Source organism: Chitinophaga flava (genome assembly GCF_003308995.1).
Classification (GTDB): domain Bacteria; phylum Bacteroidota; class Bacteroidia; order Chitinophagales; family Chitinophagaceae; genus Chitinophaga; species Chitinophaga flava.
Genome location: NZ_QFFJ01000001.1, coordinates 1,329,090 through 1,345,103, shown reverse-complemented (window position 1 = coordinate 1,345,103; position 16,014 = coordinate 1,329,090). Strand labels below are relative to the sequence as shown.

At 42.8% G+C, this 16,014-nt stretch carries 12 protein-coding genes; 3 read left to right on the top strand and 9 right to left on the bottom strand.

Annotation, left to right across the window (positions count from 1 at the left end; genetic code table 11):
* Positions 1-4: 4 nt before the first annotated feature.
* The 3 genes from DF182_RS05245 to DF182_RS05235 form a co-directional block, all read right to left on the bottom strand.
* Positions 5-844: an RNA polymerase sigma factor gene (locus DF182_RS05245; RefSeq protein ID WP_113614609.1), complete on the bottom strand. Its 840-nt coding sequence runs from the start codon at positions 842-844 to the stop codon at positions 5-7.
* A gap of 51 nt (positions 845-895) precedes the next feature.
* The gene (locus tag DF182_RS05240; protein WP_113614608.1) at positions 896-1,699 is read right to left on the bottom strand and encodes an SDR family NAD(P)-dependent oxidoreductase; all 804 of its coding nucleotides are present in this window, start codon (positions 1,697-1,699) and stop codon (positions 896-898) included.
* Between the two features lie 203 nt (positions 1,700-1,902).
* The gene (locus tag DF182_RS05235) at positions 1,903-2,220 is read right to left on the bottom strand and encodes a hypothetical protein (RefSeq protein ID WP_147243350.1); all 318 of its coding nucleotides are present in this window, start codon (positions 2,218-2,220) and stop codon (positions 1,903-1,905) included.
* A gap of 417 nt (positions 2,221-2,637) precedes the next feature.
* Here DF182_RS05235 and DF182_RS05230 point away from each other — a divergent pair, with 417 nt between their 5' ends.
* Together DF182_RS05230 and DF182_RS05225 are read left to right on the top strand one after the other, a co-directional pair.
* Positions 2,638-4,221, top strand: coding sequence for an ABC-F family ATP-binding cassette domain-containing protein (locus tag DF182_RS05230; protein ID WP_113614606.1), 1,584 nt, complete (start codon positions 2,638-2,640; stop codon positions 4,219-4,221).
* A gap of 5 nt (positions 4,222-4,226) precedes the next feature.
* Positions 4,227-4,820 (top strand): TetR/AcrR family transcriptional regulator, encoded by a 594-nt coding sequence (locus DF182_RS05225; RefSeq protein ID WP_113614605.1) that lies wholly within the window; start codon positions 4,227-4,229, stop codon positions 4,818-4,820.
* Positions 4,821-4,901: 81 nt separating this feature from the next.
* On the opposite strand, the gene DF182_RS05220 is transcribed toward DF182_RS05225, so the two are convergent.
* The gene (locus DF182_RS05220) at positions 4,902-5,336 is read right to left on the bottom strand and encodes a hypothetical protein (RefSeq protein WP_113614604.1); all 435 of its coding nucleotides are present in this window, start codon (positions 5,334-5,336) and stop codon (positions 4,902-4,904) included.
* Positions 5,337-5,973: 637 nt separating this feature from the next.
* Between DF182_RS05220 and DF182_RS05215 the strand changes: the two genes are divergently transcribed.
* Positions 5,974-7,491, top strand: coding sequence for a hypothetical protein (locus tag DF182_RS05215; protein WP_113614603.1), 1,518 nt, complete (start codon positions 5,974-5,976; stop codon positions 7,489-7,491).
* A 282-nt stretch (positions 7,492-7,773) separates the two neighbouring features.
* Here the strand turns inward: DF182_RS05215 and DF182_RS05210 are convergent, their stop codons facing one another.
* The 5 genes from DF182_RS05210 to DF182_RS05195 form a co-directional block, all read right to left on the bottom strand.
* Entirely contained in the window at positions 7,774-9,138 is a 1,365-nt protein-coding gene (locus DF182_RS05210) for a RagB/SusD family nutrient uptake outer membrane protein (protein WP_113614602.1), read from the bottom strand.
* Between the two features lie 54 nt (positions 9,139-9,192).
* Positions 9,193-12,210 carry a SusC/RagA family TonB-linked outer membrane protein gene (locus DF182_RS05205; RefSeq protein ID WP_161964064.1) on the bottom strand — a complete coding sequence of 1,006 codons (3,018 nt, stop codon included), beginning with the start codon at positions 12,208-12,210 and terminating at the stop codon, positions 9,193-9,195.
* A 668-nt stretch (positions 12,211-12,878) separates the two neighbouring features.
* Positions 12,879-13,046 carry a hypothetical protein gene (locus DF182_RS32270; RefSeq protein ID WP_153259994.1) on the bottom strand — a complete coding sequence of 56 codons (168 nt, stop codon included), beginning with the start codon at positions 13,044-13,046 and terminating at the stop codon, positions 12,879-12,881.
* 7 nt (positions 13,047-13,053) lie between these two features.
* A complete protein-coding gene (locus DF182_RS05200; protein WP_245957378.1) occupies positions 13,054-14,148 on the bottom strand; it encodes a c-type cytochrome in 1,095 nt (364 codons plus the stop codon).
* A 276-nt stretch (positions 14,149-14,424) separates the two neighbouring features.
* Positions 14,425-15,816 (bottom strand): c-type cytochrome, encoded by a 1,392-nt coding sequence (locus DF182_RS05195; protein WP_245957377.1) that lies wholly within the window; start codon positions 15,814-15,816, stop codon positions 14,425-14,427.
* Between the last annotated feature and the right edge of the window lie 198 nt (positions 15,817-16,014).

Genomic DNA, 16,014 nt, shown 5'->3' with positions numbered 1-16,014 from the left:
ATGTTTACTTGTCAAAAAAATTACTTACTTCTCCAATGGCAGTTCTTGTGCATCTCATAATAATGTCCTGCAGATCAGCGCCTGAAGAGTGAAGCGGGTCAATCGCCTTAACGAGTTGGGCCCTTAAGTCGAAAAGTTCCGATCTGTCAAACTTCTTCGATCCTTTTACCAGATCGAGTTTCATGCGTTGTTCCTGCTGGTCCTGTTTGGGATTAAAGATGCCATTCAGTTGACTGCACTGATCACAGATACCATTTTTGTTTACGAGGGCACATCTGTGATCAAAAATTTCAGTCATTGTTTCTCTTGAATCATTCAGCAGATGTTTTACAACTCCTTCGGTCTTATCGAGGATGAGGCATATTTCCTTCACCGGGAAATCATAAATATCTTTCAGGATCAATGCTACCTGGTTTTCGATGGGTAAGGTTTTGGAGATGCAGGTAAAACAAAAATCGATATGTTCTTTCATCTCATAGGCCCCGGCATTGAAGGTGCTGTGAACAATCCTGAACGATTGCGCGATCCCCTCAGTGCCCATGGCTAAACTGGCGCCCTGGTCCTGTGCGTCCGCGGGCCATCGTTTTAATTTCTTCAGATGATCATAAGCCAGGTTGGTAGCTATTTTAAATACCCATGTTTTGAGGGAAGACTGCTGGTTGAAGGTGGATATTTTATCAAATGCCTTGATGAAGGTATCATGCGTCAGGTCGTCTACATCATTACGATCTGTTACCAGGCGATAGAGATATGATTTCAGCTGATTTTGGAATTCCGCAAACAGCAGTTGAAATGATGTGATATCCCCGGTCAGGGCTTTATTGAGTATTGCTTCTCTTTCCATTGTATTTTCTGTTAATGCGGGTTGAAGGAGGTCTGCAGTCCGAAGACGATACTATAATACATTTATTTTCCCACAATCAAAATCGACAATATGGCTGTTAAAAGGCGCTCCGTTTTCGGAAACGAGGAAGGCGGCTGTTTCGCCGAGTTGTTTCAGTGTAGGCCCTGATGGCAGGATATTAAATTTGGTGTATTGGGATTCCATTTGTTCCCGGGGGATGCCTGCGTATGCGGAAAAGTCGCTGATCATTTCCTGGATCTTTCTGGTCTCCATCAAGGCGCCGGAGCAGATGCAGATAGCCTTGATGCCATGTTTACCAAACTCAGCAGCCATTACTCTGGTCAATCCTTCTATGGCTGCGCAGGCGGCCGCAAATCCCGCCATATTGGGCGTTTTGGTCTTTGCCATGGAGGCGTTGAGCAGTAGGAGGGTGCCGGCTGATCCGGATTCGATCATGTATTTCGCAGCAACTCTTGATGTCAGGAACTGTGACCCGCAGATTCTTTGCAAGGGGTTCATAAATTGCTCGAAAGTGGCCATGGTACTAGATGTTCCACTACCTGCATCTTTATAGTAGCTTCCAATGCCATTAAATACCATATCCAGTTTCCCGTTGTCAGCCACTACCATTTGTAAGTAGGTGTCGATCTCGGTTTCGTTCAGCGCATCCACTTTACCGGCTTCAGCGCGGCCGCCATTGGCTACAATTTCTTCGACCAAAGCTGTTGCCGCATCCAGGTTCCGGGCGGTCACATATACTTTTGCCCCATGTTGGGCGAATGAGCGGGCAACCGCTCCTGCAATTTCTCCCGATGCCGCAAATACTACGGCTACTTTGTCTTTTAAACTGTTCATTTTGTGTCGCTTTTTCTTTTGGACGATTGAGCCACACAAAACGATCGGGTTTTTGAAAAATAGTTTGAATCCTGGAAGAGGGTAGTTTTTGGGGAAATTGTGGGGCGGGAAATGCGGACAGAAGCGTACTTTCCCTATATACCGGAAATACGTTAAGAGGCTACCCAAATAGAATAGCCTCTTTAAATTATATGACAAATCACTTATTTCGAGGTTTTTCTCTCCCTGGTGATCTTTTGCAAACTCACATTCTCGCTAATGGCATATACTGCGTAGAAGAACATCAGTGTAAAAATTGTGTATTTGCTGGTATTAGCTCTGTTGACAACAGCATAAATGGTCATGCCTGCCAGGCAGAGCATCATCCTGCTGATCATTGCACCGTATACCCGAAGCATAAATACGCTATTGCTTTCAGCCTGTACGCCTTTGCGGCTCATGTTGTAGGTGAATGCTGAAAGTAAAGCTAATGCAAGGTTGCCGAAGAGTAGCACATTGTGGTGTACACCATTATCTAACAACCAGGTCTTTAATAATAATAAGGCGCCGTTTAATAAAATGAATAGGCCAATGACTCTAAAGTAAAATCTATCCCACATTTCTGCTCTAGCATTTGGTAAAATCAGGGCGCGAAATTACGACTAAAACTGATAAGGACAAAATGATTAGAATTAAAAATAATGTCAATCAGCAATTGGTATACATTTTTTGTAGATTTTGATACCGCCCAATGCTGCTACCAGCGCACGTTTTCGCTATCCAGGCATTACCATTATATATTTAAGGGAACACAAGGGTAAGCATCTGTTTAAATTATCTAAGGTGCTTTTCTATCTGTTAATTTTTTATTTTAACAATTTTGTCTAACAAAAATGAATATTAAATGCCATATTTGTTTTCTTGGAATGAAGTGTTAATATTTAAAATCAGAAAATACCGTGGGCTTAATTATAAGATCATTGAATTATGTTCATCCAGATAATGAGGAGCTATTCCATGACCTGAATTTTATTTTAAATGATGGAGAAAAGGCTGCATTGGTTGGAATAAATGGTGCCGGTAAATCAACGCTACTTCGCATCGTTTCAGGAAAAATTGAATTAACATCGGGAGAGATTATCCATTCGGAGACACCCTGGTATGTGCCACAACATTTGGGAGAGTTTGACACATGGTCTGTTGCTCAGGCATTAGGAGCTGATAAGAAACTGGATGCGCTTCATGCTATTTTAGGAGGAGATACTGATGAACGGCATTTTACACAGTTGGATGATGATTGGGATATCGAAAATAAAGTTAAGATGGTCCTTGAAAAATGGGAGCTGGGTAATATAAGTGAAAATCGGCTACTGGGAAGTCTAAGCGGCGGCCAGAAGACCAAAGTTTTTCTTTCAGCGATGGATATGAATAGCCCGGATCTTATTTTGTTGGACGAGCCCTCCAATCATCTGGACATCAAAACCAGAATGAAACTTTACACGATGATCCTTCAAAGCAAATCAACCATGCTTATAGTGAGTCATGACAGAACATTATTGAATCTCATGAACAAAACACTGGAACTTAGTGAAAAGGGAATTGAAGTATTTGGTGGAAATTTTGATTTTTATCAGCAGAAAAAAATGGAAAAAGTAAATGCATTGCGCGCCCGGTTGAACGAGCAATCCAAAGCATTGAAAGAGTCAGGGAAAAAAGCCACAGATATGGCTGACCAAAGGGCGCAGCTGGAATCCAAAGGCCGGTCGGCGGGATTGAGCATACCACGTATTATTGCTGGTGGTTTAAAAAACAAAGCCGAACGCAGTACTGCGAGGATGTTAAATGCACATGAAGAAAAGATAGCCACTCTTCTGCATAATATTGAAGAGATCAAAGCTCAAATCGAGGAATATGAAATTCTTAAAATCGACATCAAGGCTCCGGAACCCAATCCGGGAGCGCTGCTGATCGATATTGCAGGTATCAACTTTAAGTATAGTGATAAATTTTTATGGAATAATCTTAGCTTTCAGATTAAATCCGGAGAGCGGGTACAGATCGAAGGGGGGAACGGAAGTGGGAAGACCACATTGCTGAAAATTATTACACGGGAGCTGAAACCTTTTGAAGGCAGTTATAACAGTGCAGAATTTTCTTATTTTTATCTTGATCAGAACTACTCAATGATAGATCCGAAACTAAGTGTTTATGAACAAATACAAGAACATAATAAACGCGGGTTAGACGAACATGAATTAAGAGAATTATTGGTTTATTCCCAGTTTAACCCGGAAGCTTTTGATAAAAAATGCTCAGGATTAAGTGGTGGAGAGAGAATGAAATTATCGTTGAGTTGTTTGTTGGTAAGTAATCAGGCGCCGGATTTACTGATCCTTGATGAACCTACAAATAATCTTGATATTAAGAGTTTGGAGGTGCTGACTTTGGCAGTAAAAAATTTTTCGGGTACACTGTTAGTGATTTCGCATGATGATTATTTTATCAACGAAATCGGAATTGACTATAGAATAAGTTTAACTTAAAAAATATGCCGCTAAAAAATACGGGTACAGAGCAACATATAAAAGACACTGCAAAACGCCTACTTTTCGCAGAAGGGAAACTCCATGCTACTACGCAGGAAATCGCAGATGCAGCTGGGGTTAACAGAACTGCACTACATTATTATTTCCGTTCGAGAGATCAGTTGATTGCTGCGATATTTCAAGAGGCTATGCAGGATTTGAGCCAACGCCTCAATGAATGCATGACTTCTGACCAGTCTTTTAAAGCTAAGACAGAAAATATTATTGCAGTTTTTCTCAGGCATATGATTGCTTTTCCCTATCAGGAAACATTTTTGGTTACTGAGATCAACACTTTAGGTAAGAAACTGATCACCAACATTGAATCGGACCCTGTAAAGTCTTATTTAAAAGAAGCAGCGGACGAAATGGACAAAGGAACGATTGAGAAGATGAATCCGGTTCATTTTCTCATGAACTTATTTTCTCTGTTGTCCTATCCATTAATCATGGCTCCTCTTTATAAAAAGTTGTTCCATGTATCTGGGAAAGATTTCAAGGAGTTGATAGACGAGCGCGGGAAACTTATTATCAGTTTACTATTTAAGAAACAATGATTAGCATAATTCTTTATTCATTGTGGCTATATAATCTACGAGAATAGGTTTTTTACCGAATCTTTCAGCAATTTTGTCTCGCTATTGCTCAGCGTCTTCTTCTTTATTATACAGGTTTTGCTCCAGGTAGCCAACATCTCCTTTCACGAAAGCCTGCAGGCAGGAGAATGCAAACGGCGTATCCATACCATCCATTTGTGTGGAGAACCTGGGGTTAAGTACATCTTTCTTTTTAAAAAATCCTTTACGTTCCATTTTAGGTCGCATATACCCTATTCCAACACGGCCCCACAAACATCCGGAAATGCAAAGCGTTTCCTTTTCCCCGAGGTTATTTTGCCGGTCTATTTCGAAAAAGTAAAACGGATTTTCAGGGCTGCTTCCACTGGCTTCGATCTGCTTATATAGGTCTTCCCAGTCGATCTCCTGGTATAAGGCAATTGCTTTCTCACTATTGCAATTAGCATGAGCAACAGGGTAGCGGGTAAATGGAGATTGTACTTTTATATCGTGCATAGATAATTTTTTTCGAGAACAAGAATAAATAGGTGCATTCCGGACGAGAACCGCAGCGAACAATATAGAGAATATTTTTGATTGGTAGATGTTATTTCTTGTTGAAAAATAAATCTAATACCCGCCTGTATATGGAGAAAGCACTTGCAATAAACCCTGTGCATAAAGAAGCCAAAGTATTACTTCGGCAATTGTAGTGAGTAAAGTAGTGAGCGAATCAAAGCTGAGAATAGGGACTGTAGGGGGCTTTGTACTCATTTTCTATTCCTTTGCTATTGTTTTTAGTCAAACAATGCTAAAAAACAATTTTTTCAGTTCCGGTTTTTTATATAACTTAAATCACTGTTCAGATAAATAGTAAGGAGTGCTATATATCTGGAAGGAGTGACAGCAAGGCCTCAGTACCATTATACATTCATCTCCTCATAATAATCGATCAGCCTCTTATTTATCAAGTATCTTCAATGGCACCCATTCATGTGATGTAAAAAACAATTTATCATCATATAAATTCTCCCATTATGACAAGCAAAAACGGAAACTCTGGTGCCGGTCCCCTGAAGACAGGCCATTAATCAGCAAAATCTTCATAAGATGGAAATCAGATAAAATCGTTCTTACCCTCAATTTAACAATTATGAAAAAATATGTTTTTATTGTGGCAATATTAGTTGCAGGTACTGTAAGTATGTTGCTGATACGAAGAAAGCCGGCAGTGGCGGAAGAATCCAAACCTGCTCCTACTGAGAAGGATGTGAGCCAAACATTTCCCATCACCATTTCTTCTGATGTACCTCACGATGTTTCAGGTCAGGCAACACCACAGAACCTTTGCACTTTTGCCTGGGATGAATTTTTTGCGCTGAACTGGAAATCCGACTATGAGCAATCTGGTACCAGAGGAACGCCAGATAAGAAATGGAGGTATGAAACAGATAAGAACCCTTATCCACCTCTGTTTGTTTGGGAAACTTATAAACACAGAACAGAGTTAAGGCCGGCAACCAATGTGATGAGCAAATTCGATACCGTGCCATACTATACTTATTACAATTGGACGCAGCCGCTCAAAGGTACAGATACCACAGTATTTAATAACCTGGATGAAAACAATGAAATAGGCTCCTGTATTGTGTTTGGGCAGTCGATTACAAACGATAAGCAATATCAGGTGTTGTACCAGGCAAAGGTGAATCGCGATGAGTATAACTATATCAAGACAAACTTTGGCACCAAAGAAAAGCTCTACCAAGGTAATATCAATAATAAAGATAGCATCACAGCGGATTCTGCATATTTTAAAGGTTCAACTTCAACTTGTGAAAGTGATACTATCTCCGTGAATGGGAAGGGGAAGGGAAGGGTAATTTGCCTGCCCTGTGGAAACAATCAGCGGGTAACTGAAGGCGCCATTGAAATTAAGACAGCCTGGCGCAGACTTAAACCCAATGAAGACAGTACCAGGTATGTAATGCGGACAGTACTTACCTATGCACAAACTTCAAATGGATTCAGGGCTGTTAATGAACGCTATGCACTGATTGGCATACACATTATCCATAAAACCCAAACCTTCCCGAATTTTGTATTTGCTACCTTCGAACAGGTCGACGTACAAAATAGTTTAGCCGGTACAGGACATATCACTGACATGGGCTATATAAAACTTGATCGTAAGGGGAACCCGACAGGCCCTTTCATCAAAAATTATCCACGCTATCATCCAATACCGAAGGTAGTGGCAAGCTCCACTACTGCGGCGCATAGTTTAATATTACAGAGAAACCCCAAATCAATATGGCAGTATTATCGGCTAGTGGGGGTACAAGCTGCCACCACCAGCGATTCCACCAGCTTTAGCTACTTCCTTGCTAATTATGTGATAGAATCGGATGATATACTGGCCAAATTCAGAGGCAGCTCTATAGGCCACCCTATGGATAATAAAGTGAATGTTATTTATGGCGGTAAAGGCTATGTGATGGGCGGATGCCAGGGATGTCATGGTGCGTCTCAGGTAGGATTAGGAACTGACTGCTCTTTCCTGCTGGATACCGTAGACAAACCTGTACATCATCCCGATACAGGATTTACCAGTTCGAAGTTGCAGAGGTATTTAAACGCATTCAGGCGTGTGCGTGAGGAGCAAAAATAAATTGAAGAAGCGACAGATTATGGTTAGGTGTTCCCTGAAAAACTGGTTTTAGACGGGATTAATTACAGAACCACCTGACTAAACGAAGCTGTTAAGCTAATATATACGCTGGAAACGGGTTTTACCGAAAACAAAAAGGACAAATCGAAACAATTTTCGATTTGTCCTTTTTAGTACCCTCTGGTGGAACATTATCGAACCAGTTTATCCTATAGTCGAAAGCCGATTTTTAGAGGGTGCACACTTAGTGAAATAAGCCTCCTTTTTTATCTGCAAACAACTCTATTTTCCCCAATTCAACTCGGCCAGGGGCCTTGGCATGGCATCGAAGATGGTCTGACCTGGCTGGTCGATTGGCAATTGCGTCAGTCGTCCATACCGCCGCATATCGATCCAGCGATGTCCTTCATAGAATAAGGAATAACGACGCTGTTTCAGCAGTTCATCGATCAGGGCATCCTTAGTTTGCTGACCGGCGTAGTTACCCAGGTGCCCGGCTTTTGTCCGGATGATATTCAACGCCTGAACTGCATTGGAATTCTGTCCCAGTTGGATCATGCATTCTGCATAGATCAATATCAATTCTTCATTACGGATAATGGATACAGGAGTTAAGTTAGTAGAGTAGAGATTAACATCATAATTTCCGGATATCCCTACCAGATTGAGTGCTGAAGATCGCTGGACAACTTTATTCAACCGGGCATCTCCGGGTTCTGCTTCGGCAACAAAGGCATTGTTGGCCACTACCGAAATCGCATTGCCCAAGGGTTGATACAATGGGTTCAAAAGATCTGGCGCGACCCCCCAGTTAAAAACCGGTCCTGTTGACAAAGCCCCATTGATATCGAAATAGCTGGCATTCAGGGCAGACAAAGCCTTCTGCCAATCCCGCTGATAAAGGGCAACCCTCGCAGCGATCGCACGGTTAAACTGCAGGAATGTTGATGGCTGATCAAACCCCGAAAATCCCGGAGGACAGGTGAACATAAAGGCGCTGCCTGCCGCCTGGAGTTGTGCGCTGGCGGTATCGAGCAGTCCTCTGATGACAGCAAGCCCCGAATCATAGGGCACAAATGGACCTGGGTTGAGATAATCCCGCATATCCACACGGATACCGTTTTTTCCCTGCATATTCAGGATATGCAGCATCTCGAAGGCGATGACTGTATTGGTAAAACCCAGTATGCCTGATTTCTCCTGGCTGTTGATAGCGTTAGTATTTAAGGCAGACAGCTGGAATATAGCGGCCGTTTGCCGGGCGTTGCTAAAGGAAAAATAATATCCATTGTAGAAGGCCCCGGGATCGAGCGCTCCGTTTAATCCGGCCAGTTCATTAACCCACCTGGTCTCTGAGCTATTGATCACATATACTTCCCGGCCCAGCGTTCCTGTTACTTTGCAATAGGACTCATAACTGCTCGTCCCATTTCCCGGATTGGTATTGTAACCGGTACGCATGGCAGAAAAAGTTCCGGTGGCCAATTGCTGCAGCTGGGTACGGGAGGCATTGGTCAATACCGTCGAAAGCTCGGCTCCATTCGGGTTGGTTACATCAGGCGTGTCAATAATTTTATTACAGGATGCTGCTACGATCAGGATCAATCCTGCAACAGCGGGGATCAATTTATTTTTAATGTATGCCATAAAAACATTGCTTTCAAATCAACGAATCGGATTAAATATTCAGCCTATTTTAAATTAGAAATCGACACCCAGATGGAACAATATCCGCTTGGTATAAGGCGCACTCACGATATCGTAGTTGCTGCCTACTGAAGTCTGGCCGAAAGCAGAGACCTCGGGATCAAAACCAGTGTACTTGGTGATGGTTAGCAGGTTTTGCGCGGATACCCCCACTTTGATTCCGTGAATACGGCTGCCTAAATATTTTTGAAGTTTGTGCTGATCTATTACATAATTCAGCGCAACTTCGCGAAGCTTGATATAGCTGGCATCTTCGATAAAATAGGCTGCGGTTAAACCCTTTTGTCTGGCAAGGCCTGTCGGAATAGAGGCCCCGGGTATCTTATTGCCGGAAGCATCGAGATGGGTCGGTACCATCCAGTCGGGGCTTTGTCCACCCTGGTCTAACTGGAACCGGGTGAAATTGCTGACATAACTGCCGTAATTCCAGTGGAGTAAAAAAGAAAGTTGAAAGTGTTTTAAAAAGTCTATCTGGTTAAAGCTGCTCAACTGAAATTTGGGCTGCGCATCTCCATAAAGGGTCAAAGAGCCATCTGGTTGAACCGGCGTTCCAACAAAAGCAGTCGGCGACTGGCCTACCCGGAGTTCATTGAATCCGTATAAAGCTCCCAGATTGGGTCCTGCAGCGGCAGGTGGAATGATGAGTCTCGTCATCTTGCTCCTGTTATACCAATAGTTGAGCGTAGAGTTCCACTTCACATTGGGCTTATTCAGCGGAGTAAAACCGAGCGATACTTCCAGTCCTCTATTCTGTAGATCGCCGATCGGATAACCGGTAATGCTTTCATAGCCTACAGAGGGCGCCAGTATAAAAGGTTGCAGCAGATTCCTGACCTTCTTGTCATAATACGTCAGTTCCAGAGTGATCCGGTTGTCGAAGAAGCCCAGGTCTGCACCATATTCCATCTCACTGGCGATCTCATACCTGATCTTGTTGTTTCCGATAGTGACGGGTGCGGTAACACCCAGGGTATTCTGGTATACGGTTGGATTCAGCTGGCTGTAATTGCTGCCAAAAGCTGCAGGGCCACCCGTTTCCCCATATGCAAACCGCAGTTTGAAATGGTTGATCTCACTGATATTCCACCAATCGAATTTTGTAAGGTTGGCAGCTAATGAAGCCTTGGGGAAGGGGTAGAAGGTATTGTAAGAAGCATTTGTCGTGTTTTTATCCACCCGGATGGCGGCAGTGGCAATGAGCCGGTCCTGCCAGTTGATTTCATGTTGCAGAAAAGCGCCGGCGTTGATAATTTGTTGATTGTAACTGTAAGTTGAACGTACTACAGCGTTATTCGGATTCTCCTGACCGGTTACCAACCCTTCTCCCTGAACTGCATTGACAGACAGGTTTTGATTGAAGCGCACCAATCCGGCAGAGGTTTTATTCGTAAATCGATCACCAAATACTGTATTGACCAGTGCCAACTGGAAATTGGTATTCATATTCCTGTTATTGGTAAACCTGGATGCACCGGGATAACCGCTGATGGCATTGATCTGGGACTGCGCATCTGCCGGAGCATAGAGCTTAGCTTCCGTCAGCAAATAATCAAACCCACCCTGGAAGCTGGCTTTTAACTGATCGCGCTCATTTTTGATCAGCATATAATTGGTAGAGAAAGATTCGATCAGCCGGTTGGTTGTTTCCTGGTTGATGAATGCATCGATAACATGAAAGGGGTTTTCTGCATAATATGGATTAACAGGATATGTCCCATCGGGCAAGCGATGGATCTGTGCATAAGCGGGCAGTGAAGTCAGATTGGTGCCGATATTGACGCCATTGTTATCATTGTTTTCCCAGCCCCGGTTTGTAACATTATTGATAAAGTTGGAATTGAGTTGGAAATCCCATCTGTCATTGATTGTATGATTGATATTAGCACGGAGCGTAGCGCGTTGGAAACCGGTGTTTTTGGTGAGTCCATCCTCATGGTTGTAGCCACCGGATATATAAAACCTGGTTTTTTCCGATCCGCCGGATATGCCGAGCTGACTATAGGTGCCAATGGCTGTACGGCCATAAATTTCTTTTGGGTAATTATAGATATGCCCTGCAGCTTTGGCAGCATCATAGGCGGCAATCTCTGTATTCTGTTGGGCGGTATCACTATAGAAAGCCCTGATCTTGGTGGCATCCCAACTTCCGTAGGGTAAAAATTTCGTAGCAGAGATGGCAGCTACATCCTGTGTAAGGCTAACTTTGGTAGGACCTATGCTACCTTTTTTGGTTGTGATGATCACCACTCCGGCATTGGCGAGGGTGCCATAGATGGCTGCTGCGCTGGAACCTTTTAATATCTCTACGGATGCTATATCCGCGGCGTTCAGGTCGGCCAGCCGATTGGCCAGGTTGTCCTGTCCCTTGGAAATGCTGTTAGACCCATTAAATGCATTGGTGCCCCTGCCGGCATCGAAACTGGCATCATTGATAATGACGCCATCCAGGATAAACAACGGCTGTGAACTGCCGGTAATAGAGGATATCCCTCTTAGTTGCATCGATATGCCACCACCCGGTGCGCCGCTCATTTGTGTAATCGTAGCACCCACGATTTTTCCGCTGAATGCGCCATCCAGTGTGGAAGGAACCACCGTACCCGTCAGGCGGTTTGCGGATAAGGATACTATTGAATTGGCAGCATTGCTCTTCTTAATTCCGGTGGCTAGCCCTGTGGTAATGATGATCTCTGTCAAGTCCTGAGATGCCAGCTCTAATACAACATTGAGTGTAGATGGCACATGCCCGGTAGTTTGTTTGGTCTTATATCCCATCAGGCTGAAAGATAATTCACACGCACCCGTAGGTAAATTGATCCTGTAAACACCTGCTGAATCTGTGGTCGTTCCCCGGCCGCTACCTTTTACCATAATACTTACACCGGGTAGTGCCTCGCCTTTGTCAGAGGTCACCTTCCCCGAAAGGATACCCTGCGCAAAAAGACCAGCAAGCGGAGTGATAAGCAGCAGCCAGATGATTCCTAAACTGTTGATTGTAGTTTTGATCTGCATAATTTCTGAATTTGTGATGGTTTTCTTCAGGCATGGCATTGCCATGCAGCATCAGTGCTGTTAATTTTGGATTTGTCGGAATTGCGGAAAAAAAATGTGGGAGAAAATAATTTTTTCCCGCAATAGTCACGATGGTGGTCGATACCGCTGCGGAAGGCAAGGTGCAGCAACAATGTCTAAAGGATAGACATTGTTCTCATGCCGCGTTTTCTTAAATAAAGATTTGAACTTGAACATGACTTCGTTTTTTCCACATTGGGAAGACAACGAAAGTCATCTCTACAATGGGAAGGTTAATAATAGCGGTACCAACTTGGAGGTTCTGTATCCATTATACTGTTTATTGCATTGGTCTTGTTAATGCGCTGCAAAAGTAGAGCGCTTCGTTTGAAAGGGCTATTAGGATTAGGACAGAAATTTATTAGAATGTTATTAGAAGAAATCGTTTGTGGTTTTAAAGAGACTTGGAAAAATTAATGGGGAAGAGGTGGCACTAAACGGGGGCATCAGACCTTGACGGATATGAACTGGCGGTTGGGTTTGAAGATTGAAAAAAAGGTTGCGAGTATCACTCGCAACCTTTTTTCAATCTTCAAATTTAAGAAGGCAGATCTAAAAATATGGAAAACTAAATAATCGCTGCTTTAAAAAGTTTACCATGTCAGCATTTAATATAATCCCTTTATAAACAAATACTCATCCTCTTCTTTTGCTTTGTGCTGTAATAAGGAAGGGTCTTTTGATAAAAACTGAATGGTAGTGCTGAGGATGATCAGCTGTCTGAGAATTCCCAAAATGAGCAGTACAATAGCAATGATAAAAATAGTCGTCCACATTATAAGTTTATTTGATTGAGAGAATGTATTTAGTCAATTCATTGAGATCGGCTTCTGACAGTTGTGGGAAGCCCGGCATCTGAGGATATCCGGCACGTTTTTTCCCTGGTGCCTTAATCCAGCTTTTTAATCCCATTTCGTTATCATGATATATGTTAGCCATTTCGGTCATTGGGGGGCCTACCAGCTTTTCATGTGGTTTGTGACACGCGCTGCAGTTTGACTGGAATATGGCAGCTCCTTTTGCCGCCCCGCCAAGGGAGGAATCAATTTCAACCGGATTTTCATCTTCCACGGGTGGATGCAGCCTGGCTTCAGCGGATATCTTTTCGAATTCAGCTGTTTTGGCAGCCATCAGCTTTTTATGGGGAGCCAATGCATTCGCCCGGTAAATATGCCTGCCACTTCCCATAAACAGCACCGTTATTGTCATTGCAATAATCACTTTTCCATAATGTCTGTCAATATTCTCAGGCGGCCCGGTAATAGCTTTCCACATCTGGTACATTGCCGGCAACGCAATGACCGCACCGGAAAATATTACCAGGATAAGATTCCATTTAACTCCCTTTGATGGTAACGTTAATAGTACAATGGGGCCAATCATAAATTGAAACAATGACATCGCGAATGTCAGGGAGTATGCCTTTTTCTTGATATCATAGCGGGTAAGTGTATGGAAATAACTTTCAAAAGCATATTTTTTCCTGCCGACATACCAAAACAGGAACAAACCTGTAACTGCCATGGATGCACAGATAAAGTGGAGATAACGTGGAAATACATTTGGTAGTGTTAACGCACTCACAAATCCTTTAATGGTACCCCATTTTTCAGGGAATAACATCAGATTGATATTGGTTAAAAAAATCAAGGGGATGAACAGAAAAACCAATACAGCTGCCGCAATAATTGAGATATGCAGTGGTTTATTATTATCGAGCTTATGCCAGGTGTATTTATGCAGATAAGTTAAGAGAAAAGCAATCGTGACGAGTGGAATAATTGAAATCCACATGAGCCCTGTCAATGCATTGGCAGAGTAAAAGTATACTGTGTAAAGGGTATTGATGCTGAGTAATGGTGCTACTCCCAATACCACTGCAAGACTTTTGTTAACTGTTATCGTCTTCGCAATTTCATGTGCCAGCGTGTCATATTCTTTGTTTTTCAGACCTTTGATCTGTGCCCATAGTGTTAGTATAGAACCACCTAACATCAGGTTTACAAATACGATATGTGCCAGAAAAGATAATATCAAAAGTGCTATCAATATCCATTCCGGTAAAGGAAGCTCAAGTGGAATGTCTCTGGGGACGGGTGTGTTGGCCTGTAGTAAAGTGATCATGTTGGATTTAATATTAATTTTCAGCTACTGTTATTTATTCAATTCATTATCTGCCATCGTCTTCTCATTCGTTTTCATCAGCTCTTCGGCAGCCTGGATATTATTTTGCGGATTAACGGTTACTCCTTCTGTTTGAGCGCCACCCAGCGCTTCTCCGCTTAGCTGAAGGTGTCTTATATATGTAGCCAATGCTTTTAACTCTTTTTTATTTCCGGGAAATGGTGGCATATATGTTCTTCCGTTATGCATATTGGGGATATAGGCTTCCATTGAGTTTTCATCCAGCGGTTTCCCAGCTCCGTATATTCGCTCAAATACTTCTACAATGGAGTTGATACCATTTGTAGTATGACAGCGGCTGCATGACAGCATAAATACATCGCGGCCGGCCGCAAGCTTATTTTCTGCTGTTATCTCCGCTGTATTAGCATAGGTAGCATATTTTAAAATACCATCCCTTTTGTAAAGTGGATAGTCTTCTTCCCGTAGCAGATTCGAATACATATATCCTCCGATCACATATGGTTTTCTGATAAACTCTCTCACGCGCTCGAAAATGCCAAGGAACCCAAATGCAGCCAGGCATGGTACCAGCACAATGACGAAGCGGATTGACCTTGGCCGCAGTAATGCCCATATGCTGACAATCACCACCAATGAAACAGTGCCGGGAATGATGTAACTAAGTAATTTATAGTACTGAGAGAATTCGATAGTGCCCACTGCGGTACTCATATTAAAGCGCATCGCCTCGGGCATGGCATGATAGTATATATAGGCCGCCACCAATGCTACAGGAGCCCACAACAATATCCATTTTGATGCACTTTTTAATGCGATACTTCTTTCAGCAGTATGCTTCTTTGCGAAGATGGTCGTTAACAACATACCGAAAATGCCACCCAAGACCATCGCGGCCGGAGTTCGGAAAAACAACTGAGGCAAATAAATAGGATTGGTAAATCCATTCAGCAGACTATGATGCTTGTTCCAGTTACCGGGGTCCATCATGAAACCTAAGATAGAGACAATGATAGCCATGGTTATCCAGGAAAATATGGAAAGGAACCATCCAAACCTTATGTGGCGTAGTTTGGATTTAAGTGTCGTATTTGCATTCTTCCAGGTGAGAAAGTAGATCATTATTAACACTACTTCTGTTACAAACGTCAGCCACTCCACAAACCATGCAAAATAAAATACGCGGATGAGGCTTCCAATTGAAGACGGACTAATTAACGCTGCAGAAAACCAGATGCCAACGCCTGTCATGGCACCCAGGGTAGTGGTGATAATAAAGGCTACCTTCATTTTCCTATATACCATATCATCCCATACAGGATTGGTGATTTGTGAAGTGCCAGACATTCTCACTCCCCGTTGTTCCAACCAGGTAATATAAGGTATGAATCCAACTGCCAAACCATGATTAATAAAAACATGTATGATGGCAATCATAGCAATAAGGAACCGGTCATTTAACCAGTCAAGATGAAACATTGGGAAATCCATTTGGTAGTATTTTACTTTCTGCAAAGCTAATGCAGACATATCCCACCAAAAAGAAATGAAGAAGCCGGTTATTTAGCTAAACAAGCCGGCTTCTTCTGATATACATAA